The sequence below is a fragment of the Pseudaquabacterium rugosum genome (assembly GCF_038066575.1).
Lineage (GTDB): Bacteria > Pseudomonadota > Gammaproteobacteria > Burkholderiales > Burkholderiaceae_C > Pseudaquabacterium > Pseudaquabacterium rugosum.
This window is the reverse complement of record NZ_JBBUTF010000012.1, coordinates 30443-55114: the sequence shown is the minus strand read 5'-3', so window position 1 is coordinate 55114 and position 24672 is coordinate 30443. Positions and strand designations below refer to the sequence as shown.

22 protein-coding genes and 1 pseudogene are annotated in these 24672 nt (G+C 71.8%); 15 read left to right on the top strand and 8 right to left on the bottom strand.

Annotated elements, in window-relative coordinates; translation table 11 throughout:
• Positions 1–8: 8 nt before the first annotated feature.
• From cyoD to cyoA, 4 genes are read right to left on the bottom strand one after another with little or no spacing between them, the layout of a single operon-like run.
• Positions 9–413, bottom strand: coding sequence for a cytochrome o ubiquinol oxidase subunit IV (cyoD, locus tag AACH11_RS13700; RefSeq protein WP_341374801.1), 405 nt, complete (start codon positions 411–413; stop codon positions 9–11).
• A 46-nt stretch (positions 414–459) separates the two neighbouring features.
• A complete protein-coding gene (cyoC, locus tag AACH11_RS13695; RefSeq protein ID WP_341374800.1) occupies positions 460–1089 on the bottom strand; it encodes a cytochrome o ubiquinol oxidase subunit III in 630 nt (209 codons plus the stop codon).
• Positions 1090–1116: 27 nt separating this feature from the next.
• Positions 1117–3135: a cytochrome o ubiquinol oxidase subunit I gene (cyoB, locus tag AACH11_RS13690; RefSeq protein ID WP_341374799.1), complete on the bottom strand. Its 2019-nt coding sequence runs from the start codon at positions 3133–3135 to the stop codon at positions 1117–1119.
• A complete protein-coding gene (cyoA, locus tag AACH11_RS13685; RefSeq protein ID WP_341374798.1) occupies positions 3135–4205 on the bottom strand; it encodes a ubiquinol oxidase subunit II in 1071 nt (356 codons plus the stop codon). The genes cyoB and cyoA overlap by 1 nt, the downstream gene beginning before the upstream one ends.
• Positions 4206–4361: 156 nt before the next feature.
• Here cyoA and AACH11_RS13680 point away from each other — a divergent pair, with 156 nt between their 5' ends.
• On the top strand, positions 4362–5705 hold the full coding sequence (locus tag AACH11_RS13680) for an MFS transporter (RefSeq protein ID WP_341374797.1): 1344 nt from the start codon (positions 4362–4364) through the stop codon (positions 5703–5705).
• A gap of 185 nt (positions 5706–5890) precedes the next feature.
• Here AACH11_RS13680 and AACH11_RS13675 read toward each other — a convergent pair whose 3' ends face one another.
• The 3 genes from AACH11_RS13675 to AACH11_RS13665 form a co-directional block, all read right to left on the bottom strand.
• Entirely contained in the window at positions 5891–7888 is a 1998-nt protein-coding gene (locus tag AACH11_RS13675; RefSeq protein WP_341374796.1) for an MFS transporter, read from the bottom strand.
• A gap of 153 nt (positions 7889–8041) precedes the next feature.
• Positions 8042–8647, bottom strand: coding sequence for a glutathione peroxidase (locus tag AACH11_RS13670; protein WP_423228741.1), 606 nt, complete (start codon positions 8645–8647; stop codon positions 8042–8044).
• 8 nt (positions 8648–8655) lie between these two features.
• Positions 8656–9624 (bottom strand): LysR substrate-binding domain-containing protein, encoded by a 969-nt coding sequence (locus AACH11_RS13665; protein WP_341374795.1) that lies wholly within the window; start codon positions 9622–9624, stop codon positions 8656–8658.
• 213 nt (positions 9625–9837) lie between these two features.
• On the opposite strand from AACH11_RS13665, the gene AACH11_RS13660 reads away from it, so the two are divergent.
• The 13 genes and pseudogenes from AACH11_RS13660 to AACH11_RS13600 all read left to right on the top strand — a co-directional run bounded on the left by AACH11_RS13660 (position 9838) and on the right by AACH11_RS13600 (position 22902).
• Positions 9838–10845 carry a Bug family tripartite tricarboxylate transporter substrate binding protein gene (locus tag AACH11_RS13660; RefSeq protein ID WP_341374794.1) on the top strand — a complete coding sequence of 336 codons (1008 nt, stop codon included), beginning with the start codon at positions 9838–9840 and terminating at the stop codon, positions 10843–10845.
• Positions 10846–10975: 130 nt separating this feature from the next.
• The gene (gene mdcA, locus AACH11_RS13655; protein WP_341374793.1) at positions 10976–12646 is read left to right on the top strand and encodes a malonate decarboxylase subunit alpha; all 1671 of its coding nucleotides are present in this window, start codon (positions 10976–10978) and stop codon (positions 12644–12646) included.
• Positions 12647–12659: 13 nt separating this feature from the next.
• Positions 12660–13037 (top strand): malonate decarboxylase acyl carrier protein, encoded by a 378-nt coding sequence (gene mdcC, locus AACH11_RS13650; RefSeq protein WP_341374792.1) that lies wholly within the window; start codon positions 12660–12662, stop codon positions 13035–13037.
• Positions 13034–13909: pseudogene (locus tag AACH11_RS13645) on the top strand (biotin-independent malonate decarboxylase subunit beta); the annotation flags it as partial. The gene mdcC and the pseudogene AACH11_RS13645, both read left to right, overlap by 4 nt.
• Positions 13883–14782, top strand: a complete 900-nt coding sequence (locus tag AACH11_RS13640; protein ID WP_341374939.1) for a biotin-independent malonate decarboxylase subunit gamma — start codon at positions 13883–13885, stop codon at positions 14780–14782. The pseudogene AACH11_RS13645 and the gene AACH11_RS13640, both read left to right, overlap by 27 nt.
• Before the next feature lie 21 nt (positions 14783–14803).
• A complete protein-coding gene (gene mdcG / locus AACH11_RS13635) occupies positions 14804–15772 on the top strand; it encodes a malonate decarboxylase holo-[acyl-carrier-protein] synthase (RefSeq protein ID WP_341374791.1) in 969 nt (322 codons plus the stop codon).
• Between the two features lie 18 nt (positions 15773–15790).
• On the top strand, positions 15791–16822 hold the full coding sequence (locus AACH11_RS13630; protein WP_341374790.1) for a triphosphoribosyl-dephospho-CoA synthase: 1032 nt from the start codon (positions 15791–15793) through the stop codon (positions 16820–16822).
• Positions 16819–18015, top strand: coding sequence for an ACP S-malonyltransferase (locus tag AACH11_RS13625; protein WP_341374789.1), 1197 nt, complete (start codon positions 16819–16821; stop codon positions 18013–18015). The genes AACH11_RS13630 and AACH11_RS13625 overlap by 4 nt, the downstream gene beginning before the upstream one ends.
• A gap of 106 nt (positions 18016–18121) precedes the next feature.
• A complete protein-coding gene (locus AACH11_RS13620; RefSeq protein ID WP_341374788.1) occupies positions 18122–18556 on the top strand; it encodes a universal stress protein in 435 nt (144 codons plus the stop codon).
• An 88-nt stretch (positions 18557–18644) separates the two neighbouring features.
• On the top strand, positions 18645–18797 hold the full coding sequence (locus tag AACH11_RS13615) for a hypothetical protein (RefSeq protein ID WP_341374787.1): 153 nt from the start codon (positions 18645–18647) through the stop codon (positions 18795–18797).
• Positions 18794–19789 (top strand): virulence RhuM family protein, encoded by a 996-nt coding sequence (locus AACH11_RS13610; RefSeq protein WP_341374786.1) that lies wholly within the window; start codon positions 18794–18796, stop codon positions 19787–19789. The genes AACH11_RS13615 and AACH11_RS13610 overlap by 4 nt, the downstream gene beginning before the upstream one ends.
• Positions 19790–19978: 189 nt before the next feature.
• Complete coding sequence (gene dbpA, locus AACH11_RS13605) at positions 19979–21442, top strand: ATP-dependent RNA helicase DbpA (protein ID WP_341374785.1); 1464 nt, start codon at positions 19979–19981, stop codon at positions 21440–21442.
• A gap of 254 nt (positions 21443–21696) precedes the next feature.
• Entirely contained in the window at positions 21697–22902 is a 1206-nt protein-coding gene (locus AACH11_RS13600; protein WP_341374784.1) for a HupE/UreJ family protein, read from the top strand.
• 258 nt (positions 22903–23160) lie between these two features.
• On the opposite strand, the gene AACH11_RS13595 is transcribed toward AACH11_RS13600, so the two are convergent.
• The gene (locus AACH11_RS13595; protein ID WP_341374783.1) at positions 23161–23433 is read right to left on the bottom strand and encodes a hypothetical protein; all 273 of its coding nucleotides are present in this window, start codon (positions 23431–23433) and stop codon (positions 23161–23163) included.
• Here AACH11_RS13595 and AACH11_RS13590 point away from each other — a divergent pair.
• Entirely contained in the window at positions 23411–24613 is a 1203-nt protein-coding gene (locus AACH11_RS13590; RefSeq protein ID WP_341374782.1) for a DUF3500 domain-containing protein, read from the top strand. The genes AACH11_RS13595 and AACH11_RS13590 overlap by 23 nt on opposite strands.
• Positions 24614–24672: the final 59 nt, after the last annotated feature.

The following is a 24672-nucleotide window of genomic DNA, read 5'->3' as shown; positions in this document are numbered from 1 at the left end:
CGCGGGCCTTACGGCAGGTTCTTGATCTCGTGGACCGGCATCAGGTTCGTGTTCAGGTGGTACATCACCCAGATCGAACCCGACAGCATGATCACCAGCAGCACGACGGTGAAGATCAGGGCCAGCATGGACCAGCCCTGCTCGACCTTCACGTTCATGTGCAGGAAATAGACCATGTGGACCACGATCTGGACGGCGCCCAGCGCCAGGATGACGAAGGCCGTCATGCCCGGCGAGGGCAGGACCTTGCCCATCACCAGCCAGAAGGGGATGGCCGTCAGGAGGACCGCCAGGAGGAAGCCCTTGACGTAGCCGCCGACGCTGGCGTGGTAGTCGGCCGCGCCGTCGTCGTCGTGGTCTGCGTGGTCGCCGTGGTGGTCGTCATGGCCGTGGGCGTGCGGATCGTGCGCCATGGTGTGCGTGTCTCCGGTGGATGTGCGTTGCGCGGGTGATGCAGGCTCAGACGGCCGGCATCGAACCCATCAGGTAGACGAAGGTGAACACGCCGATCCACACCACGTCCAGGAAGTGCCAGAACATCGACAGGCACATCAGGCGGCGGCGGTTGGCGGCGGTCAGGCCCAGCTTGTTGACCTGCACCATCAGCGTGATCAGCCAGATGATGCCGAAGCTCACGTGCAGGCCGTGCGTGCCGACCAGCGCGAAGAACGACGACAGGAAGGCGCTGCGCTGCGGGCCGGCACCTTCATGGATCAGGTGCTTGAACTCGTAGAGCTCCAGGCCGATGAAGGCCGCGCCCAGCAGGCCGGTGATGGCCAGCCAGATCAGCACCTTGGACTTGTCGCGCTTCTGCATCGCGATCACGGCCATGCCGTAGGTGATCGACGACAGCAGCAGGAAGGCCGTGTTGACGGCCACCAGCGGCAGGTCGAACAGATCGGCGCCCGAGGGGCCCGCCGCGTAGCTGCGGCCGAGCACGCCGTAGGTGGCGAACAGCACGGCGAAGATGAGGCAGTCGCTCATCAGGTACAGCCAGAAGCCGAGCAGGGTGCCCTGCTGCGGATGGTGGCTGCCGTCGTCGTAGAAGTTCAGCGCGCCGGGCGCGGTGTGTGCCGTGGAGGAGGACATGGGGTTGGGTCTCCGGGTCAGGCGCGATCAGGCGCTGCGGCCGAGCGCGGCCAGTTGGGCGGTGCGCTCTGCTTCGCTGCGCGTCACCGCGTCAGCCGGGATGTGGTAATCCCGCTTGTAGTTGAAGGTGTGGATGATCGAGGCGATCACGACCGCGGCGAAGGACGCGGCGGCCACCAGCCACATGTGCCAGATCAGCGCGAAGCCCAGCACGGTCGACAGACCGGCGATCACGATGCCCGCGGCCGTGTTGGCCGGCATGTGGATCGGCTGGAAGCCGCTGGTCGGACGCTGCGCGCCGGCCTGCTTCATGTGGTGCCAGGCATCGCGCTCGTGGACGATGGGCGTGAAGGCGAAGTTGTAGTCCGGCGGCGGCGAGGCGGTGCTCCACTCCAGCGTGCGGCCGGTCTCCCAGCTGTCGCCGTGCAGGTCGCGCTGCTTGGCGCGGTTCAGGTAGCTCCAGCCGATGTTCAGCACGAAGCAGCCGATGCCCGCGGCGATCAGCACCGCACCGATGGCCGCGACCACGAAGTACGGCTGCAGCGCGGTGTCGGCGAACTGGCTGACGCGGCGGGTGACGCCCATCAGGCCCAGCACGTACAGCGGCATGAACGCGAGGTAGAAGCCGATGAACCAGAACCAGAACGAGGCACGGCCCAGGCCGTCATGCAGCTTGTAGCCGAAGGCCTTCGGGTACCAGTAGGTGATGCCGGCGAAGGCGCCGAAGACCACGCCACCGATGATCACGTTGTGGAAGTGGGCGATCAGGAACAGGCTGTTGTGCAGCTGGAAGTCCGCCGGGGGCACGGCCAGCAGCACGCCGGTCATGCCGCCGATCACGAAGGTGATCATGAAGCCCATCGTCCACAGCATCGGCACCTCGAAGCGGATGCGGCCGCGGTACATCGTGAACAGCCAGTTGAAGATCTTCGCGCCCGTGGGGATCGAGATGATCATCGTCGTGATGCCGAAGAACGAGTTGACGCTCGCCCCCGAGCCCATCGTGAAGAAGTGGTGCAGCCACACCAGGTACGACAGGATGGTGATCACGACCGTGGCGTAGACCATCGAGGCATAGCCGAACAGGCGCTTGCCGCTGAAGGTCGAGACCACTTCACTGAAGATGCCGAAGATCGGCAGCACCAGGATGTAGACCTCGGGGTGGCCCCAGATCCAGATCAGGTTCACGTAGACCATGGCGTTGCCGCCCAGGTCGGTGGTGAAGAAGTTGGTGCCGACGTAGCGGTCCAGCGTCAGCAGCACCAGGGCCGCGGTCAGCACCGGGAAGCTGACGACGATCAGCACGTTGGTGCACAGCGAGGTCCAGGTGAAGACGGGCATCTTCATCAGCGTCATGCCCGGCGCGCGCATCTTGACGATGGTCGCGATCAGGTTGATGCCCGACAGCGTGGTGCCCACGCCGGCCACCTGCAGACTCCACAGGTAATAGTCCACCCCGACGCCCGGATCGGCCAGGATGCCCGACAGCGGCGGATAGGCCAGCCAGCCGGTGCGCGCGAACTCGCCCACGAACAGCGACGCCATGATGAGCACGGCACCGCCGGTGGTCATCCAGAAGCTGAAGTTGTTCAGGAACGGGAAGGCCACGTCACGGGCACCGATCTGCAGCGGCACCACGTAGTTCATGAACCCGGTGACGAAGGGCATCGCCACGAAGAAGATCATGATCACGCCGTGGGCGGTGAAGACCTGGTCGTAGTGGTGGGCGTTCAGGTAACCCTCGGCGCCGCCGTGGGCCAGCGCCTGCTGGCCGCGCATCATCAGCGCATCGGCGAAGCCGCGCAGCAGCATGATCACGCCCAGCACCATGTACATGATGCCGATCTTCTTGTGGTCGATGCTGGTGATCCAGTCACGCCACAGCGGGCCCCACAGGCGGAACTTCGTCATCAGCGCCAGCATCACGAGGCCGCCCAGCACCACGCCACCGAAGGTGGCCAGGACGATGGGTTCGTGCAGCGGCAGCGCGCCCAGGCTCAGTCGCCCGAACAGCGGATGGTTGTCGACAGGATAGGTGGCGGACATCAGAGCTTCCCGGCAGGTTGGGCGTCAGCGACCAGGGCGGTGCGGCCCTCGGGATTCGCGGGGGTGCACAGGCCGGCGACGACGGTGCGCTCGGTACCACGCCAGGTCTGGCGGGTCAGACCGGCGATGCCGGCCTTGCCGCCACCGCCCGTCTCGTCGATGGCCATCATCGTGCCCATGCACATCTTGCTGCGGTCGACGCAGCGGTTGACGGCAGCGTCGAACAGACCTTGCTCGACCTGCGCGTAGACGGCAACCGGATGCTTCTTGCTCGGCTGGTCGAGCTTCAGGTAGCCGGCGCGGTCCAGCGTGTCACCGGCCTTGCGCACGCCGTCGACCCACTGGTCGAACTCGGCCGCAGGCAGGGCGTGCATCTTGAACGTCATGTGCGAGAAGCCGTCGCCGCTGTACTGACCCGAGCGGCCGTCGTAGACGCCGACCTTGTTGATGATCGCGTTCAGCTCGGACTGCATGCCCGGCATCGCGTAGATCATCCCGGCCATCGCGGGGATGGCCAGCGAGTTCATCACCGTCGAGGCGGTCATCTCGAACTTCACCGGCCGGTCCACCGGCAGGCGCAGTTCGTTGACCAGGGCGATGTTCTGCTCCGGATAGATGAACAGCCACTTCCAGTCCATGGCCACGGCCTGGATGACCAGCGGCTTGACGTCGGCCGGCAGCTCGCGCTTGTCGTCGATGCGTGACAGCGGGCGGAACGGATCGAGCTTGTGGGTCGAGATCCAGGTGATCGCGCCCAGCGCGATGATGATCAGCAGCGGTGCGCCCCAGATGATCAGCTCGAGCTTGGTCGAGTGATCCCAGTCCGGCTCGTAGTCGGCGGCGGTGTTGGCGGCACGGTATTTCCAGGCGAACAGCAGCGTCAGCGCGATCACCGGAACGATGATCAGCAGCATCAACACCGTCGAGGTGATGATCAGATCACCTTGCTGACGGGCGATGTCGCCAGAAGCATTGAGCATGACGGTGTTGCAGCCGCCCAGCAGCAGGCTGAGGCCTGCGAGGGCTGCCGCCACCGTCCGACGGACAGCGGGGGGCGGGGAGACGGACATTGGGGAGAACGCTCTTCGGGTTGACCCGGGATAGGTCTAGGCGCGCGGGAATGTACTGAGATTGAGCGCCGTCAACGATTGGACACTTTGTCTCAGGCCCCCCGGGCCGCCGTCCGGGGCCGATTGATCTGAAGGCTTGCAAGGCCAGATTCCAGCATGTACAGCCCCTCAGCTCCCGCTCTGTCGCCCTCCGCCCTGAGTGCCACGCACCCTGCGGCCGGCCGCCATCCGAACCACCAGGATGGCGCGATCTCGCCCGGGGACATCGCCGTCGGCGTGGTCGTCGGACGCGCTTCCGAGTACTTCGACTTCTTCGTCTACGGCATCGCCTCGGTGCTGGTGTTCCCGCAGCTGTTCTTCCCTGATCTGGCACCGCTGCAGGGCACGCTGATGTCCTTCATGCTGCTGGCGCTCGGCTTCATCGCGCGTCCGATCGGCACCCTGGCCGGCATGGCCATGCAGCGGCGCTACGGCCGCGGCGTCAAGCTGACCACCTCGCTGCTGCTGATGGGCAGCGCCACCTGCGCGATGGCCGTGCTGCCGGGAACGGCCCAGGCCGGTGCACTCGCCGTCGTCCTGCTGGCCCTGTGCCGTGGGGTGCAGGGGCTGGCGGTGGGGGCGTCCTGGGACGGCCTGCCCTCGCTGCTGTCGATCCACGCACCGGCCGACCGGCGCGGCTGGTTCGCGATGATCGGCCAGCTCGGTGCGCCGCTGGGTCTGGGCATGGCCACCGCGCTGTACGCGGTGCTGGTGACCCAGCTGAGCCCGGCGGACTTCCTGGACTTCGGCTGGCGCTATCCGTTCTTCGCGGCCTTCGGCATCAACGTGGTCGCGCTGTTCGCCCGGCTGCAGCTGGTCATGGGGGATGACTACAGCCGTGCGCTGCAGGCCAGCGAACTGGAGCCGGTGCACAGCCGTGAGCTGCGTGGGGGCCAGTTCGGCAACGTCTTCCTCGGCGCCTTCGCCGCGCTGGCCAGCTTCGCGCTGGTGCACCTGGTGACGGTCTTCCCGCTGTCCTGGCTGCATCTGGGCGAGCCGCGGGCCGTCGACGAGCTGCTGTGGCTGCAGACCGGTGGCGCCGTGCTGGCCGCCTTCGCGATGCTGACGTCCGGCCTGCTGGCCGACCGCATCGGCCGGCGCACCACGCTGGGCGCCTCGGCGGTGGCCATCGCGATGTTCGGCATGGTCGCGCCCTTCCTGCTGGGTGGCGGCTCCGGTGGCCAGAACCTGTACTTCATGCTCGGCTTCGTGCTGTTCGGCCTGTCCTACGGCCAGGCGGCCGGCGCGATGGCCAATCTGTTCGAGCCCCGGTTGCGCTACCTGGGTGCGGCGCTGTCGGCCGACATGGCCTGGCTGCTGGGTGCCGGCTTCGCGCCCTTGGTCACGCTGATGCTGTCGACCATCCTGGGCCTGGGCGCACTCAGCTTCTACATGCTGTCCGGCGCGGCGGCGACGCTGCTGGCGCTGTACGTGGGCCGGCGGGTGAACGCCGGGAACTGATCCGCCCTCACCGGGCGATCCGATCCAGAGCGGCCTGCGGGCCGCTTTTTCTTGCCTTCTTGTTTGTTGCCAGGTTGGGTGAGCGTTCCTGAGCTTCTGGCGTTAGTTCGTTAAACACGATTCAAGCGCCTGACCGGAACAGGCCCGCGCCCCACCCGGCGATGGCCCATGTCCGCCCGTCCGCGTCAACGGCCCGGGCCGACCGGCTGCCGCAGCAGCGCCTCGACCGTGGCCTGCAAGGTCTCCGGCCGGACGTCCTTCGGCGCCACCGCCGGCCCCACCCGCAAGCCGATGCGCGAGAACAGCCCGCGCCGCAGCGGCCGCGCCAGTGCCCGGCCCCCGTCGATGCGGGAGAAGCTCGATCCCCACAGCCCTTGCAGCGCGGCCGGCACCACCGGCACCGGCGTGCGCTGCAGGATCTTCATCAGCCCCGGGCGGAAGGGCTGCAGCTGGCCGTCGCGGGTGATGGCGCCTTCGGGGAACACGCCCAGCAGATCGCCCTCCTCCAGCACGCGCGCCGCCTCGTCGAAGGCCCGGGCATAGATCTCCGGCGATTCGGCCTGCGGTGCGATCGGGATCGCGCGCGCGGCGCGGAAGATCCAGCCGGCCACCGGCACGGCGAAGATGCGGTGGTCCATCAGGAAGCGCACCGGCCGCGGGCTGGCGGCCATCAGCACGATGGCGTCGACGTAGCTGACGTGGTTGGCCACCAGCACGGCCGGGCCCTCGGCCGGGATGTGCCCGCCGCCGGCCACGCGCAGGCGGTAGACCAGGCGCGTCAGCATGAAGGCCAGGAAGCGCAGCAGGTACTCGGGCACCAGCCGGAACACCCCGCCGGCCACCAGCACATTGAGCAGGCCGACCGCCAGGAACACGTCGACCACGCCGAAGCCGGCCGACAGCAGCGCCCCGGCACCGAGCGCGCTGACGATCATGAACAGCGCGTTCAGGATATTGTTGGCGGCGATGATGCGGGCGCGGTGGCTGGCCGGCGCCCGCAGCTGGATCAGCGCGTACATCGGCACGCTGTAGAGCCCGGCACTGGCGGCCAGCAGCAGCAGATCCACGCAGATGCGCCAGTGCGCGGGCCGGGCGAGGAAGGCGCCGACGTCCATCAGGGCCGGCACGGCCGCGACACCGGCCACCTCCGGCGGGACGCCCGCGACGGCCGCCGCCACACCACCGGCCGGCAGCCCGCGCGCCGCGAACCACAGGTCGATCGCGAACACGCTCATGCCGATGGCGCCCAGCGGCACCAGGCCGATCTCGACCTGGCGGCGCGACAGCCGCTCGCAGGCCAGCGAGCCGAGGCCGATGCCCACCGAGAACAGCACCAGCAGCAGCGAGGCCACATGGGCATCACCGCGCAGCACGTCGCGGGCGAAGGACGGGAACTGCGCCAGGAAGACCGCGCCGAAGAACCACATCCACGAGATGCCCAGCAGCGAGCGGAACACCACCGGATGCCGATGGGCCAGGCGCAGATTGCGCCAGGTCTCGCTCAAGGGGTTCCAGTTCATCGGCTCGGCGCGGGCCGCGGCATCGGGCGGCGACGCGGGGATGCGACGCGCGGTGGCCCAGCCCGCCACCGCCACGCCCAGGCAGGCCACGGCCACCGCCGTCTGGCCGACACCGGGCAGCGCGATCAGCAGGCCACCGGCCAGATTGCCCAGCAGGATGGCGATGAAGGTGCCGCTCTCGACCAGCGCGTTGCCGCCGGTCAGCTCGCGCGCCTCCAGATGCTGCGGCAGGTACGCGTACTTGGCCGGGCCGAACAGCGTCGAGTGCAGCCCCATCAGGCCGACGCAGGCCAGCAGCAGCGGCACCTTGAGATCAGGCGCCTCGGCCAGGAAGCCCCAGGCGGCCAGCGCCATGATGGCCACCTCCAGCGCCTTGACGGTCCGCATCAGCACGGCCTTGTCCATGCGGTCCGACAGCTGGCCGCTGGTGGCCGAGAACAGCACGAAGGGCAGGATGAACAGCGCGCCGATGGCCAGCCCGGCGAGCGACGGCGGCAGCCAGGCCACCTGCAGCTGGTAGGTCACCAGCACGGTGAAGGCGAACTTGAACAGGTTGTCGTTGGCCGCGCCCAGGAACTGGGTCCAGAAGAAGGGCCCGAAGCGGCGCTGGCGCAGCAGGTCGAACTGGCCGCGGTCGGCGGTCTCGGGCGTCGGATCGGTCATCAGGGCTCCACGGCAGCCGGCGCTGCGCCGGTGGCGCGCACTATAGGTGGCGGCCGGACAGCCCGGATCAGCCGCTCGGCACCGGGCTTCAGCGCGGCGCCGCCGCCAGCGCCTGCTCGACCGCCTTGACGAGGACCGGATCGTCGGGCGAGGTCATGCTGCCGAAGTGGCGCAGCGGCCGGCCAGGTACTTGTTGAAGTTCCACGACGGCACGTTGCCGGTGGCCGCGGCCAGCTGGCGGAACAGCGGCTGTGCATCACCACCGCGGACCGGACCGACAGTGAACATCGGGAACTTGACGCCGTAGGTGTTGAAGCAGACGTCGGCCGTCCTGGCCGCGTCGGCATCCTCCTGGCGGAAGTCGTTGCTGGGAAAGCCCAGCACCACCAGGCCGCGGGCCGCGTACTTCGCGTTCAAGGCCTCCAGCCCTTCGAACTGTTTCGTGAAGCCGCAGTAGCTGGCGGTGTTGACCACCAGCAGCACCTTGCCCGCGTACTGGCACAGATGCTGGGGCCGCTCATCCTGCAGGCGCAGCGGACGCTGGTCGAGCAAGGGCGGACAGTTCCCGGCCGGCGCGGCCGCGGGCACAGGCAAAGGCGTCAGCGCGGCCGCCGGGGCCGGGCGGGCGGTCTGCGCACCGGCCGGCACCACGCCGCACAGGGCCAGCGCCAGCAGCACCGCGGTGCGACAGCGCGTGCGCCCCACGGTCGACGGGCCCGACGAGGGGGCAGGAACGAAGGAGCGAGCAACGGTCGGCATGCGGCGCATCATCGGCCCTGGGCCCGCTCGGCCGGCGGATCGGCGCTCGGCAGCCCTGCCGCCGTCCCGGGCATCGCCGCCTCCACCATCGCCAGCAGGGCGGCCGCCGGCGGGCTCAGGGCCTCGCGCCGGCGCATCACCAGCAACAGGCGGCGCTCGGTCAGCAGGCCCGACAGCGGACGCTGCACCAGGCCCAGGCTGTCGACATGGAAGGCGGCGGCGGCCTGGGGCAGCACCGCCAGGCCCAGGCCGCAGGCCACCATGCGGCACATCGCGTCGAAGCTGCGCACCTGCACGCGGATGCGCGGGTTCAGGCCCACCGCCTCGCCGGCGGCCATCACCTGGCGCGTCAGCGAGGCCCGGCGGGCCAGCGAGATCAGGTCGTGTCCGAGCGCCTGCTCGATGGGCACCGGCACGTCGGCCGATCCCGCCGCCAGCGCATGGCCGGCCGGCAGCAGCAGCACCAGCTGGTCGACGTGGCAGACGGCCGTCTCCAGCCCCTCGGTCGGCACGTTGTCACCGATGACCGCCAGCTCGGCCGCGCCGTCGCGCACGGCGCGCACGCCGTCCTCGCTCAGCGCGTCTTCCAGGTCGATGCGCACCTGAGGATGGGCCTGCGCATAGTCGGCCAGCAGCTGCGGCAGGAAGCCGCCGAAAGCCGACGGGTTGGCCCACAGCCGCAGCTGGCCGGTGGCACCGCCGTGCAGGTCATCGAGGGCCAGCGCCATCTGCTCCAGCCGGGCGATGACCTCGATCGCGTGGCGGTGCAGGGCGATGCCGGCGGCGGTGGCGGTGACGCCGCGCGCGCCGCGCTGCAGCAGGGCCAGGCCGCAGTGCTGCTCCAGCTCGGCGATGCGCTTGCTGGCCGCCGCCAGCGAGATGCCGAAGCGCTCGGCGCCGGCCGTCAGGCTGCCGGCATCCAGCACGGCGACGAACAGGCGCAGCGTGACGAGGTCGAAGCGGTTGAGGTTGATCACGGGCGGGCGGGCGGTGCGCCTCAACCCAGGTTGAAGGCCACCTCAATGGAAACCGAATGGCGCGCGGCGGCCGGATCGGGGAGCATCCAGCCGTCCGGGGCCGATGCGCATGCTAACCGCGCAGGGCCGACGGACCGGGACCACCGGCACGCCGTGCGCAGCACCGCGGACGGCCACAGACCGGGGCCCGCCACCGACAGGAGACCCACCGCCATGCCCCGTCCGTCCGCGCCCACGCGCCGTCAGCTGTGTCTTGCCGCCCTCGCCTGCGCCACCACCGGCGCCGCCCTCGCCCCGGTCCAGGCGCTGGCCCAGAGCAGCCCCTGGCCGACGCGGCCGATCACGCTGGTCGTGCCGTTTCCGGCCGGCGGCGGCACCGATGCCTTCGCCCGGCCGCTGGCCGCGCAGCTGACCAAGCAGCTCGGCCAGCAGATGATCATCGACAACAAGGGCGGGGCCGGCGGCAACATCGGCGCCACGGTGGCGGCCAAGGCCCAGCCCGACGGCCAGACCTGGTTCATGGGCGCGGTGCACCACACCATCGCCCCGGCGCTCTATCCCAAGCTCGACTACAGCCTGAGCCGCGACTTCGTGCCCGTGGGCCTGCTGGCCAGCGTGCCGCAGGTTATCGTGGTCAACCCGCAGAAGACGCAGGCCAAGGACCTCAAGGAGCTGCTGGCCTGGTTCAAGGCCAACCAGGGCAAGCTCAGCTACGGCTCGGCCGGCAACGGCACCTCGCACCACCTGGCCGGCGAGCTGTTCGAGCTGCAGACCCGCAGCGCCCTGACCCACGTGCCCTACAAGGGCGCCGGCCCGGCGCTGCAGGACCTGATCGGCGGCCAGATCGACGTGATGTTCGACGGCCTGGGCTCGTCGGCCACCCACATCCGCAGCGGCCGGCTGCGGGCGATCGCCACCGGCGGCCACAAGCGGGCGGCAGGCTTTCCCGACATCCCGACCGCGGCCGAGGGCGGTCTGCCCGACTACCACGTGGCCACCTGGTACGGCCTGTGGGCGCCCAAGGGCACGCCCAAGGAGATGGTCGAGCGCATGACGGCCGAGCTGCGCAAGGCCTTCGCCGAGCCGGCGCTGCAGGCCACCTGGGCCCAGCTCGGCGCCGAGCCCCCCAACCTCTACGGCCAGGCCTTCGCCGACATGGTGACCGCCGAGACCACGCGCTGGGCGACGGTGGTCAAGGCCGGCAACGTCAAGCCGGACTGAGCCACGGCGGGCCGGGCGGCGGGGCCGGCCCCCGCACGACCGGCCTGAGGTGCCATCCGCCGCCCCGCCTGATCACCTGCAGGACAACCCGACACCCGATGAAACCCGTTACCACAGGAGTCCGATCCCGATGAGCGCCCGAGACTGGGACCAGCGCGGCGCGCGCCGCCGTGCACGGCTGGCCGCGGCCGCCGACGCCCTCGGCGGCCGCCTGCAGGGCCGCCACCTGCCGGCCGAGGCCGCCGAAGACCTGCTGGCCGCCGTGCTGCGGCCGGGCGACCGGGTCTGCCTGGAAGGCAACAACCAGAAGCAGGCCGATTTCCTGGCCCGCACGCTGGCCGCCCAGGACCCGGCGCAGGTGCACGACCTGCACATGGTGCAGTCGGTGCTGGCCCTGCCCGAGCACCTGGACCTGTTCGAGTGCGGCATCGCCAGCCGGCTGGACTTCAGCTTCTCCGGCCCGCAGGGCGCGCGCCTGGCCCGGCTGGCCGCCGGCGGGCGCATCGCCATCGGCGCCATCCACACCTATCTGGAGCTGTTCTCCCGCTACTTCGTCGATCTGACGCCGGACGTGGCGCTGGTCTGCGCCCAGGCCGCCGATGCCCAGGGCAACCTCTACACCGGGCCCAACACCGAGGACACGCCGGCCATCGTCGAGGCCACGGCCTTCCGCGGCGGCCTGGTCATCGCCCAGGTCAACGAGGTGGTCGAGCGCCTGCCGCGGGTCGACATCCCGGCCGACTGGGTGGACTTCGTCGTGCCCGCACCGACACCGGCCATCGTCGAGCCGCTGTTCACCCGCGACCCGGCCCAGATCAGCGAGGTGCAGGTGCTGATGGCGATGATGGCCATCAAGGGCCTGTATGCCGAATACGGCGTGCAGCGCCTGAACCACGGCATCGGCTTCGACACCGCCGCCATCGAGCTGCTGCTGCCCACCTACGGCGCCTCACTCGGCCTGCAAGGCCGGATCTGCCGCCACTGGGCGCTGAACCCGCATCCGGCGCTGATCCCGGCCATCGAGGCCGGCTGGGTGGAGTCGATCCACTCCTTCGGCTCCGAGGTCGGCATGGAGGACTACATCCGCGCGCGGCCCGATGTCTTCTTCACCGGCGCCGACGGCAGCCTGCGCAGCAACCGGGCCTTCAGCCAGGCCGCCGGCCACTATGCCTGCGATCTCTTCATCGGCTCGACGCTGCAGATGGACCTGGCGGCCAACAGCTCGACGGCCACCGCCGGGCGCATCGCCGGCTTCGGCGGCGCCCCCAACATGGGCGCGGACGCCCGCGGCCGCCGCCACGCCAGCCCGGCCTGGCTGAAGGCCGGCGCCCAGGCCCGCGCCGGGCGCAGCGGTGCGGCCGCCACGCCACGCGGCACCAAGCTGGTGGTGCAGATGGTCGAGACCTTCCGCGAGCACATGCAGCCGGCCTTCGTCGAGCACCTGGATGCCTGGGCGCTGGCCGAGCAGGCCCGCATGCCCCTGCCGCCGATCATGGTCTACGGCGAGGACGTGACCCACATCCTGACCGAGGAAGGCATCGCCAACCTGCTGCTGGTGCGCAACGACGAGGAGCGCGAGCAGGCCGTGCGCGGCGTGGCCGGCTACACGCCGGTGGGCCTGGCACGCGACCGCCGCATGGTCGAGAACCTGCGTGACCGCGGCGTCATCCAGCGCCCCGAGGACCTGGGCGTGGACCCGCGCCTGGCCACCCGCAACCTGCTGGCCGCGCGCTCGATGCGCGAGCTGGTCGAGGCCTCGGGCGGGCTGTACCGGCCGCCTGCGCGCTTCCGCAACTGGTGAAGGCCCTGACGTCATGACCCTTCCGAACGCTTCCGCCGGCACACCGGCCACCCCTGTCGAGCCGCTGCCCGGCCTCGAAGTGCTGCCCTTCCACTTCAGCGGCACGCTGACGCCGGCCGCCGGCACGCCGGTGCTGGTCGGCGTCGTCGGCTCGGGGCAGCTGGAGGTGCTGGCCGAACCCGATGCGCAGCAATCTGGCTGTCAGATCGAGGTGCGCACCTCGGCCCGCGGCTTCGGCCCGATCTGGGCCGCCGTGCTGCGCGACTTCCATGCCCGCACGCCCTTCGGCGGCCTGCGCCTGACCCTCAACGACATGGGCGCGACGCCGGCCGTCGTCAGCCTGCGGCTGGCCCAGGTGGCCGCCGCGCTGCAACAGGAGCGCGCCGCATGAGCGCCCACCGCCACAGCTGGGCCGAATGCACGGCCCGTGAACGCCTGGACGCCCTGGTCGACGCTGGCAGCTTCCACGAATGGCTGCCGCCGGCCGAGCGGGTCAGCAGCCCGCACCTGGCCGCGCTCGGCCTGCCGCAGGCCTTCGACGACGGCGTGGCCGTCGGCCGCGCCACGCTGGACGGCCGGCCGGTCTTCGTCGCCGCGCAGGAAGGCGGCTTCATCGGCGGCGGCGTCGGCGAGGTGCACGGCGCCAAGCTCTGCGGCTGGCTGGCGCGCGCGCTGCGCGAGCGCCCGCAGGCCGTGATCCTGTGCGCCGACTCCGGCGGCGTGCGCCTGCACGAGGCCAACGCCGGCCTGATCGCCGTCTCCGAGGTGATGCGCGCGCTGCTGGACGTGCGCGCGGCCGGCATCCCGGTCCTCGTGCTGATCGGCGGGGCGGCCGGCTGCTTCGGCGGCATGGGCATCGTCGCCGGCTGCGCCGACTGGCGTGTGATCAGCGTCACCGGCCGGCTGTCGATGTCCGGCCCCGAGGTGATCGAGGCCGCCCACGGCGTCGAGGAGTTCGACAGCCGCGACCGGGCGCTGGTCTGGCGCACCACCGGCGGCAAGCACCGCTACCTGATCGGCGACGCGGACGAGCTGGTCGACGACGACGTGGCCGCCTTCCGCGCCGCCGCGCGCGCCGCGCTCGACCGCCCCCCGCGCCCCAACGACCTGGCCGCCCGCCAGGCCGAGCAGGCGCTGCTGATGCACCGCCTGGCGCTGGCCGGTGAGCGGCGCGAGGCGCGCGAGCTGTGGGCGGCGATGGGCCTGGCCGACGCGGGGCGGGTGCCGGATCTGGGCGTGGACGCGGTGCGCGGGCTGCGCGCGACGCTGGAGGATGCGGCCCGGGCCGGCATCGCTGGCGCCGAGCAGCCGGCACGGCCCGCGACCGCCACCCCGTCCCCCACCGAAAGCCCCGACTGGGCCACGCTGTGCACCGCGCTGTTCGGCCCCGGCCACGGCGTGCAGGCCGATGGCTGGTTCCTGCACGGCACGGCCACGCCGCGCGGCGGCACGCAGCCGCTGGCCATCATCGGCACCACCGACCATGCGCCGATCGGCGCCGCGCTGGCGCTGCGCCAGGCCGAGGCGGTGCTGGACGTGCTGGCGCGCCACCCCGGACGCGCCATCGTGCTGCTGATCGACACCCAGGGCCAGCAGTTGCGGCGTCAGGACGAGCTGCTGGGCATCCACCGCGCGATGGCCCATCTGGGCCAGTGCATCGATCTGGCGCGGCGCCGCGGCCACCGCGTGCTGGGTCTGGTCTACGACCAGGCGCTGTCCGGCGGCTTCATCACCTCGGGCCTGATGGCCGACGCCTGCGACGCCCTGCCCCAGGCCGAGATCCGCGTCATGCGCCTGCCGGCCATGGCCCGTGTGACCAAGCTGCCCGAGTCCCGCCTGGCCGAACTGGCGCAGTCCAACCCGGTGTTCGCGCCGGGCGTCGAGCACTATGTGGCGATGGGGGGCGTGCGCCGGCTGTGGCAGGGCGACCTGGCCGCGGCGCTGCGGCAGGCGCTGGTCGACGCGGGGGGGGAGGACGGTGCTGGCCGTGGGGCGTCCGGTGCGGCGTCTGCTGCGACCGCCACCGTGGCCACGACCACGCCAACGCCGCCGGACCTGCGCGCCCGCCTTGGCGCCGAACGCGGTGGCCGCCGCCTGGCCGCCACCACCCGCGACCGCGTGCTGGCCGCGCCCTGAGCCTCGTCACCGGATCCGACCATGCCATCGGCCTTCCCGCTTGCGGAACGCACGGCCCTGGTGCCGGGCGACTGCCCGTCGCCCGCCGGTCTGCAGCGCCACCAGCTCTGGCACCTCACGTCGGCAGGCTGGCGACGGCTGCTGGCGCAGACCGAGCAAACCGAGCAGACCGAGCAGGCCGATCCGGAGGCCCAGGCGGCACACCGGCCCCAGCGGCCGCCGATGACACCACCGGCCAGCCCCGACGCGGCCGCCCCCCTGGCGACGTCACCGCAGACCCTGCACACCTTGATCGCGCACTGGGCCGCGGCCGATCTGCCCCTGGTCGTCACGCGCCAGAGCCCCGACCCGGCCGCGCCCGGCACGCTCGCCTTCGGACTGCCCGCGCCCTGCGCCTGGGGCCGCCGCAAGCTGGCACTGCGCGTGCATCCGGATGAACTCGACCGGCCAGCGGATTTTCCGATGCTGACCGAGGTGCAGCGCTGGCGGGCCGCAGCGCACGACGGCACGGCCCCCGCCCTAGCCGACCTGGACGCCGACCTGAGGCGACTCGGCGTCACCGCCCGGGTCCACGGCAGCCACGGCTGGGAGCTGTTGAGCGGCCTGCCCTGCCGCACCGCGACCAGCGACCTCGACCTGCTGCTGCCGGTGCGCGACGCCGCCCAGGCCGATGCCGCCGTCGCCGGCCTGCTGCGCGCCGATGCCCGACTGTCGGCGACACCCGGCGCGCCACGCCTGGACGGCGAACTGATCGGCCCCGACGGCGGCGGCATTGCCTGGCGCGAATGGGCGCAGAGGCATGCGGCGGCGGCGGTAGGGACGAGGGCCGGATCGGACGGCAGCACGGACGAGCGGCCGCCCACGGACCTGCCGATGCCCCGGTCCGCCCACACGCCCCAGCCGCTGCTGGTCAAGCACCTGCACGGCCCGCGGCTGGTGGCCCGGCCCTGGAACCCGATCGAGCCCGCTGCCCGTCCGATCGCCTCATGAATGCTCCATGACTGCCCCATGAGTGCCCGACCACAACCACGGCAAGCCCCGCCGAGCCCGGACCGCGCACCGCCGCCCAGCCTGGACGCCATCGGCCATGCCGCCACGCTCGCCCTGCACGACGAACTGATGCTGGCGCCCAAGCCCGGCCTGGTCTCGCCGCGCGACAGCGGCAGCCACGACGACATGGACGTCCACACCTTCGGCCGCAGCCTGTTCGCGCTGCGCCGCAGCTTCCCGGCCTTCGCGCGGCTGGGCGCGCAGCGGGCGCCGTTCGCCGCGCTGCAGGCCTGCGGGCTGGAGGCCGAGGCGCGCATGCTGGCGGCCACCGGCGGCATCAACACCCACCGTGGCGCCATCTTCCAGCTTGGCCTGTTGTGTGCAGCGGCCGGTGCCCTCGGCACGCACGGCACCACGCCCCCCCTCGCCCGGCCCCTGACGCCCGACGCCATCCGCGCCGCCCTGCGGCAGCACTGGGGCGCCGATCTGCAGGCCAAGGCCGCGCGGCCGCGCTGCGACACGCCCGGCGGCCGCGCGCTGCAACGCCACGCCGGCCTGCGCGGCGCCGCGGCCGAGGCTGCCGCCGGCCTGCCCACGCTGTTCGACAGCGTCTGGCCCGCGCTGCGCGAGGCCCAGGCCGCCGGCCTGGACAGCCGCCACGCGCGCCTGCATGCGCTGATGCACGGCGTGGCCGCGCTGGACGACACGACGCTGGTCCACCGCGGCGGACTGGCCGGCCTGCACTGGGCACGCAAGCAGGCCCGCGCCTGGCTGGCCGCCGGCGGCGCCTTCCAGCCCGACGCCCTGCAGCGGGCGAATGCGCTGCACCGGGCCTTCGTCGCCCGCCGCCTGTCGCCCGGCGGCGCTGCGGATCTGCTGTCGGCCGCCTGCTGGCTGCAGCGGGTGACGGGTGCGGCCGGACCGATCGCGCAGCGGCCGTCCGCGGATCGTCGCCGCGGCTCCGCCGACGCCGGCACGGTGCGCCCGGTGGACCCGGCCGCAGCGGCCGCAACGACCACGGCCGTCACGGCAGGGTCCGGACCACGATGAGCCTCGCCCTGCTGTGTCCCGGCCAGGGCACGCTCGGCCCCGAGGTGCTGCCCTGGCTGGACGAGGCGCCCGGGCTGCTGCCCACCGGCTGGCGGGCGATGCTGGCCGAGCGCCAGCACGCCGGCACCGGCCCCTGGCCCAACGCCCAGGCCCAGGCGCTGGTGGTCGGGCTGACGCTGGCGGCCTGGCAGGCGCTGCAGGACGTGCAGGACCTGCAGGGTGGCGCGGAAGCTCAGGGCGGACCTGGCGCGCAGGGCGCACCGGGCTCAACCGGGCCTGCGGCCACGGCAGACCCCCGTCACGCCAGCCCGGCAGATCTCAGGCCCACCGTGGTCGTCGGCTACAGCGTCGGCGAACTGGCTGCGGCCGCCATCGCCGGCGCCTGCAGCCCGGCCACCGCGCTGGCCCTGGCCGGCCTGCGCGCCGCCGCGATGGACGCCGCCCGCGGCGTGCAGGCCCAAGGGCTGCTCGCCGTCCACGGCAGCCTTCCAACCGACGGTCTGAAGGCCGGTCTGAACGACGACGTGCGCCACGGCGCGAACGACGGCCAGGCCGCCGCGCGCCCGAGCCACATCGCACCCGGACCTGCGGGCTCGACGGGCAGCGCCAGCGGCGCCGAACCCGACCCGCCCCACGCTGCGGCGCCCCCACTCGCCCTCACAGACACAGACACCAACACCGGCGCCCCGACCGGTCTCCACCCCGCCATCCACCTCGCCGCCGACCGCTGCGTGTACGGCGGCCCGGCCGCCCTGCTCGACGCCCTGGCCGCCCGGCTGGAGGCCAACGGCATCCGCCACACCCGGCTGGCCATCGACATCGCCTCGCACACGCCGTGGATGGCGCCCGCCGTCGCGCCCTGGCGCGCCGCACTCGAGGTCGCCCTCGCCGACGGCCGGCTGCAGCGCCCGCGCCGCACCCTGCTGACCCATGCCGACATCGCCACCCCGCGCAGCGCGCCCGCGCTGGCCGATGCGCTCGCCCGCCAACTGGTGCAGCCCATCGACTGGCCGGCCTGCATGGACGCCATCGCCGAGCGCGGCGTGCGTGCCGTGCTGGAGCTGGGCCCCGGCCGCACCCTGTCCACCCTCTGGCGCGAGCGCCACCCGCACATCCCCGCCCGCTCGGCCGACGAGTTCCGCAGCGCGACCGCCGTCCGCGCCTGGGTGCACCAGGCCTTGCGCACGGACTGAGGTGCCGCGCCGCCCGCCACGCACCCGGGCGGACTTGACCTGAGGCGCCGGCCCGGGCCGCGCGCGGGCGTATGCTGGCCCCGTCGCAACCGACCGGGAGACCCTGATGAAGATCCTGCTGCCCGTCGACGGCTCGGCCCATGCGCTGGCCGCCGTCCGCCACGTGCTGGCCCTGCACCTGTCCGGCCTGAAGCTGCAGCTGGTGCTGGTCAACGTCCAGGAGCCGCCCTCGCTCTACGAGGTCGTCACCGCCCACGACACCGAGGTGCTGGACCACGTGCGCACCGACGCCGGCGCCGACCTGCTGGCCCCCGCCGAGACCATGCTGAGCGGCGCCGGCCTGCCCTGGGAAAGCGAAGTCGCCGGCGGCGAGCCCGCCACCCTGCTGGTCGAACTGCTGGAGAACTACGGCTGCCAGGCCGTGGTGATGGGCGCCCGCGGCCAGGGCGACCCGCAGGCCGGCGGCCTGGGCAGCGTGGCCCAGGCGCTGCTGGCGCACAGCCCGGTGCCGGTGACGGTGGTCAGGGCGGCGGGGGGCTGAACCGGTGGGCGCGGGCGCTGGGCCGCTCAGGAGGCAGGCAAGGCCGCCACCTAGAATCCCTCGGGAATTCCCGGGGAGCGCCCGCGCCATGAAGAACCAAGAAGCCCTCAAAGGCAGTCCGGAAAGGCTGGCGGTCCATCTCAACCGCTCCATCGCCGGCTTGTCAGCCAATGAGATCAAGCAGGAGATCGCCGGCCTGGAGCACGACATCGACACCTTGCTCAAAGAGATGACGGCATGACCGAGCTGCTCATCTACCAGACCGACGACGGCCAGACCCGGGTGCAGTTCCGTCCGCTGGACGGCAGCCTGTGGCTGACCCAGCTGCAACTGGCCGAGCTCTACGGCGTGACGGTGGCCAACATCAACATCCACCTGCGCAAGATCGTGCAGGAGGGCGAACTGGCCGCCGATTCAGTTGTTAAGCAGGACTTAATACCTGCCGCCGACGGCAAGCGCTACCCGACCAAGTTGTACCGGCTGGACATGGTGCTGGCCGTGGGCTACCGCGTGCGATCGGTACGCGGCACCCAGTTCCGCCAATGGGCCACCGCCCACCTGACCGAGTACCTGGTCAAGGGCTTCGTCATGGACGACGAACGCCTCAAGAACCCGGGTGGCTGGGACTATTTCGACGAGCTGCTGGCGCGCATCCGCGAGATCCGCGCCTCGGAAAAGCGCTTCTACCAGAAGGTGCGCGACCTCTTCGCCCTGAGCAGCGACTACCGGGCCCACGAACAGACCGCCCAGCTGTTCTTTGCCGAGGTGCAGAACAAGCTGCTCTATGCCGTGACGCAGCACACCGCGGCCGAACTGATCCGCGACCGCGCCGACGCCAGCGCGCCCCACATGGGCCTGACCACCTGGGAAGGCAGCCGCGTGCGCAAGGCCGACGTGATCGTGGCCAAGAACTACCTGAGCGCCGACGAGGTGGACACCCTCAACCGGCTGGTGGTCATCTTCCTGGAACAGGCGGAGCTGCGCACCAAGGACCGCCAGCCCCTGACACTGGACTACTGGCGCCAGAACGTGGACCGGCTGCTGACCTTCAACGACAAGCCCATCCTGCAGGGCAGCGGCAAGCTCAGCACCGAGCAGGCCAGGCAGATCGCGCATGAGCGCTACGACAGCTTCGACGCGGAGCGCCGGCGCGCCGATGCCGCCGCCGCCGACGCGGAAGACCTGAAGGCGCTGGAAGCGGTGGCCAAGAAGGGCCAGGGGACTGGCGCGTGAAATAGCCGGTGTATCAAGACAACGAGTACTCGGACCAGGAGGCACTCGCCAGCCAGGTGGCGCGACCACGGCCTGCCTCAACGTTGATCCACACGATGGATCGCTTGGTGCGGCAGCTCACCGTAGGCTCAATCGCCTTCTGACCCGCAGGAGCGACAGGGCCCGGCCCCACACCCGCGACAATCACGCATGTCCGCACCGATCCCCCCCACCGCTCCGTCCACTCCGACCACTCCGACCACTCCGGCCACCCCGTCCGCCCCCGCGGCCGACCCCGCCCTCGCCTTCGCCCGCCTCGGTCTGCCCGAGTCGCAGCTGGCCAACCTGGCCCAGCTCGGCTACCACGCGATGACGCCGATCCAGGCCGCCAGCCTGCCGTTGACGCTGGCCGGGCATGACCTGATCGCGCAGGCCAAGACCGGCAGTGGCAAGACGGCAGCCTTCGCGCTGCCGCTGGTCACGCGGCTGCAGCCGCGGCAGTTCGCGGTGCAGGCGCTGGTGCTGTGCCCGACGCGTGAGCTGGCCGATCAGGTGACGGTGGAGATCCGCCGCCTGGCCCGGGCCGAGGACAACGTGAAGGTGCTGACACTGTGTGGCGGCGTGCCGATCCGCAACCAGCTCGCCAGCCTGGAGCACGGCGCCCACATCGTGGTCGGCACGCCGGGCCGGGTGCTCGACCATCTGCAGCGGGGCACGCTGGATCTGGGCGCGCTGGCCACGCTCGTGCTCGACGAGGCCGACCGCATGCTGGACATGGGCTTCGCCGATGACCTCAAGCAGGTGCTGGCGGCCTGTCCGCGCACGCGGCAGACGCTGCTGTTCTCGGCCACCTGGCCGGAGGGCGTGGCCGATCTGGCCAAGCGCTTCCTGAAGGAGCCGCGCGAGGTGCGGCTGGCCGAGCGCCATGCCGCGGCCAAGATCCGCCAGCGCTTCTACGAGGTGACGGACGAGAGCCGCCTGCACACCGTGGGCCGTCTGCTCGACCACTTCCGCCCGGCCAGCACGCTGGCCTTCTGCAACACCAAGCAGCAGTGCCGGGATCTGGTGGCGGTGCTGCAGGCCCAAGGCATCGTGGCGCTGGAGCTGCACGGCGACCTGGACCAGCGCGACCGCGACCAGGTGCTGGTGCGCTTCGCCAACCGCAGCTGCAGCGTGCTGGTGGCCACCGACGTGGCCGCGCGCGGGCTGGACATCGCCCAGCTGGAGGCGGTGATCAACGTCGACATCACGCCGGATGCCGAGGTGCACGTGCACCGCGTGGGCCGCACCGGCCGCGCCGACGAGGACGGCTGGGCCTTCAGCCTGGCCAGCGTCGACGAGATGGGCAGCGTCGGCCGCATCGATGCGCTGCAGGGGCGCGAGAGCGTCTGGCATCCGCTGTCGGAGCTGACGCCGTCGGCCGACGGCCAGCCGCTGCGCCCGCCGATGGTGACGCTGCAGATCCTGGGCGGGCGCAAGGAGAAGATCCGCCCGGGCGACGTGCTGGGCGCGCTGACCAAGGACATGGGCTTCGAGGGCGCGCAGATCGGCAAGATCAACGTCAACGAGTTCTCGACCTATGTGGCCGTCTCGCACGGGATCGCGGATGCCGCGCTGCGGGCGCTGAACGCGGGCAAGGTCAAGGGCCGCTCGGTCAAGGTGCGGCGGCTGTGAGCCGCTGAGCCGCGGGGCCAGCGGGCGGCCGAGCCGCCCGTGGCAACAGAGCGCGGCATGGTGTATCGGGCCTGACACGATCGGCACATCGCCGGGCGACGCGCGGGCCCGACAGTGGCCGGCTGTCCGTCGACCGCTTCAGCGCCCTCACCGTGTTCCTGCCGCCCTACCGGCTTCTTCCGCCCCTGGCGGCGTGCATCCCGGCGTGCATCCCGGCCCGTGTCCAGGCAGGCCTGGCCCTGCTGTGCATCGCCGTGTTCACCCTGCTGCCGGCCAGCGCCCGGGCCCACGCGGCGATGAACTCGGCCTGGCTGCTGGATGTGCGTGCCGACCGCGTGGACGCACGGCTGACGCTGCCCTTGGTCGAGCTGCAGCTGGCGCTGCAGGCCGAGCAGCCGCAGGCGCGGCTGGGGCAGGTTCTGCCGCCGCGCCAGCGTCTGGAGGCGAGCGAAGCCGCTGAACTGGCCGCCTACCTCAGGCGCCATGTCCAGCTCACCGACGAGCAGGGCCGGCCCTGGCGCATCGACTGGGGCCCGCCGCGGCTGAGCCTGCCGCGCGACGCCCGCGACGGCCGCACCGACATCGAGCTGGCGCTGCAGCTGCGGCCGCCGGCCGAGGCCTCGCTGCGGCGCTTCAGGCTGCACAGCGATGCGATCAGCCACCAGATCATCAACCACCGCATCGAGCTGGTGCTGCGCAGCGACTGGGACAGCGCGACCTTCGCCGACCGTCCGCGCCTGATCGACACCCTGGACCACGGCCGCACCCGCGCGCTGCTGGACCTGGGCGAGGCCGCGCCCTGGCAGGGCTGGTCGGCGATGTTCCGCCTGGGGCTGGACCACATCGCCGAGGGACCGGATCACCTGCTGTTCCTGCTGGCGCTGCTGCTGCCGGCCGGGCTGGGCCTGGGCGGCCCGCCGGTGCCGGGCCCCGCCACGGCCGCGGCGGGACGCCCGCGGCGGCGCTGGGGCGCGCCGCTGTCCCTGCCCGACAGCCTGAGGCGCCTGCTGACGGTGAGCCTGGCCTTCACCATCGGCCACAGCCTGACGCTGGCCGCCACCGTGCTGTGGGGCTGGCGGCTGCCGTCGGCGCCGGTCGAGGTGCTGATCGCGCTGTCCATCCTGGTTTCGGCCGTGCACGCCTGGCGGCCGCTGATGCCCCCGCGCGCCGAGCCACTGGCCGCCGGCGGCTTCGGCCTCGTCCATGGCCTGGCCTTCGGTGCGACGCTGGGCGCGCTCGGTCTGGACGGACTCGGCCTGCTGGCTGCACTGGCCGGCTTCAACCTGGGCGTGGAGGCGATGCAGCTGCTGGTGCTGCTGGCCGCGCTGCCGCTGGTGCTGCTGGCCAGCCGGCAGGCACTCTATGCCCGGCTGCGGCCAGCGCTGGCCGCCGCTGCCGGCGCGATGGCGCTGCTGTGGCTGTGGCAGCGCCTGCCGCCGCTGGTCAGCGGCTGGGTCTGAGCAGACCGGAGCGCCACCTGCCCCCCCGGCCTGTGGGGCACACACCACAGGCGACACACACACGGCCGCTGTGTGTCAGCGCTGATACGCAGCGCAGAAGGCACGGCAAAGCGCGGTTTCCAGAATCGATGCCGACGGTGGCGGCGCCTGTCCATGACCTGGCGCAAGGCGCGCGCGGCCGATGGATCCGACCTCTCGACGGCCGTACCGCCCGCCCCCCGGCCGGCAACGGACCGGCGCGTCATCGCTCACCCCCCCTCACCGGAGCCCACACGACACCATGAAAAAGCATATCCTCACTTTGGCCGTTGCGTCCTGCTTCAGCCTTCTGAGCGCCTGCGGCGGCGGAAGTTCCTCCGACAGCAGCACCAGCAGCAGCACCTCCGACGCGGACAGCAGCACCACCGCAACCACCGCCACCACCACCGCGGCGACCACCACGACCAGCAGCAGCCGCAGCTCGACGGCCACCAGCGCGCCGAGCATCAGCCGCCAGCCGCTGTCGAGCGTGGCCAGCGTCGGCGCCAGCACCACGCTGAGCGTGACGGCGGCCGGCGCCGACACGCTCGTCTACCAGTGGTACAAGGACGGCAGCGCCCTCAGTGGCGCCACCGCCGCCACCTACACGGTGGCCAGCGCGGCCAGCACCGACACCGGCACCTACCACGTCGTCGTCACCAACGCCAAGGGCACGGCCACCAGCAGCAAGGTCACGCTGAACGTGACCACCGCCACCACGGCCACGCAGACGGCCCAGGTCACCGGCGCCGCCCAGGCCTTCCTGGCCACGCTGAGCAGCACGCAGCAGGCCACCGCCCAGACCACCTACGCGCTGGACACGGCCCGCCACTGGTCGAACCTGCCGGCCTCGATGGTCTCGCGCAACGGCGTGTCCTGGGGCAGCCTGAGCGACGCGCAGAAGGTGGCCGCCCGCGCGCTGGTGATCGCCGCGCTCGGCAGCACCGGCAACCAGCAGCACGTGGACATGCAGGCGGCCGAGAACTACCTGTACGCCAGCGGCGGCGGCAGCAGCTACGGCGAGGGCCAGTACTACATCGCCGTGCTCGGCACGCCGTCGACCACCGGCTTCTGGATGCTGCAGATCACCGGCCACCACCTGACGCACAACCTGGCCTTCAATGGCACCGTCAAGTCGCCGACCCCGCTGTTCATGGGCGTCGAGCCCAAGGCCGCCTTCACCTACGGCGGCAACACCTCGGACCCGATGAAGGTGCAGCGCGAGGCCGTGGCCGCCCTCGGCAGCGCGCTGACCGGCTACAGCGCCGCGAAGTTCAGCGGCACCTACACCGATCTGGTGTTCGGCGCCAACGGCAGCGGCAGCATCGACGGCAGCTGCCCGCACGCCTTCAGCGGCGTCAGCGAGCACGGCATCGCCTACGCCAGCCTGTCCAGCACGGCCCAGGCCCTGGTGCAGAGCGTGATCAAGGCCTACGTGAACACGCAGGCCAGCGAGTACGCCGCCGACATCCTGGCAGCCTATCTGAGCGACAGCGCACTCGCCCAGACCACCATCGGCTACAGCGGCAGCGGCACGGTCACGGCATCCAACAACTACTTCCGCATCGAGGGCCCGCGGGTCTGGATCGAGTTCTCGGTGCAGGGCGGCGTGATCTTCAACAAGGACATCCACTTCCACACCATCTGGCGTGACAAGACGGGTGACTACGGCGGCCAGTGCGGCGCGTCCTGATCCTGCGCCGCGTTCGCCCCTCGGTTCGCCCCTCCATCCGACCTGACCCTCAGGACACC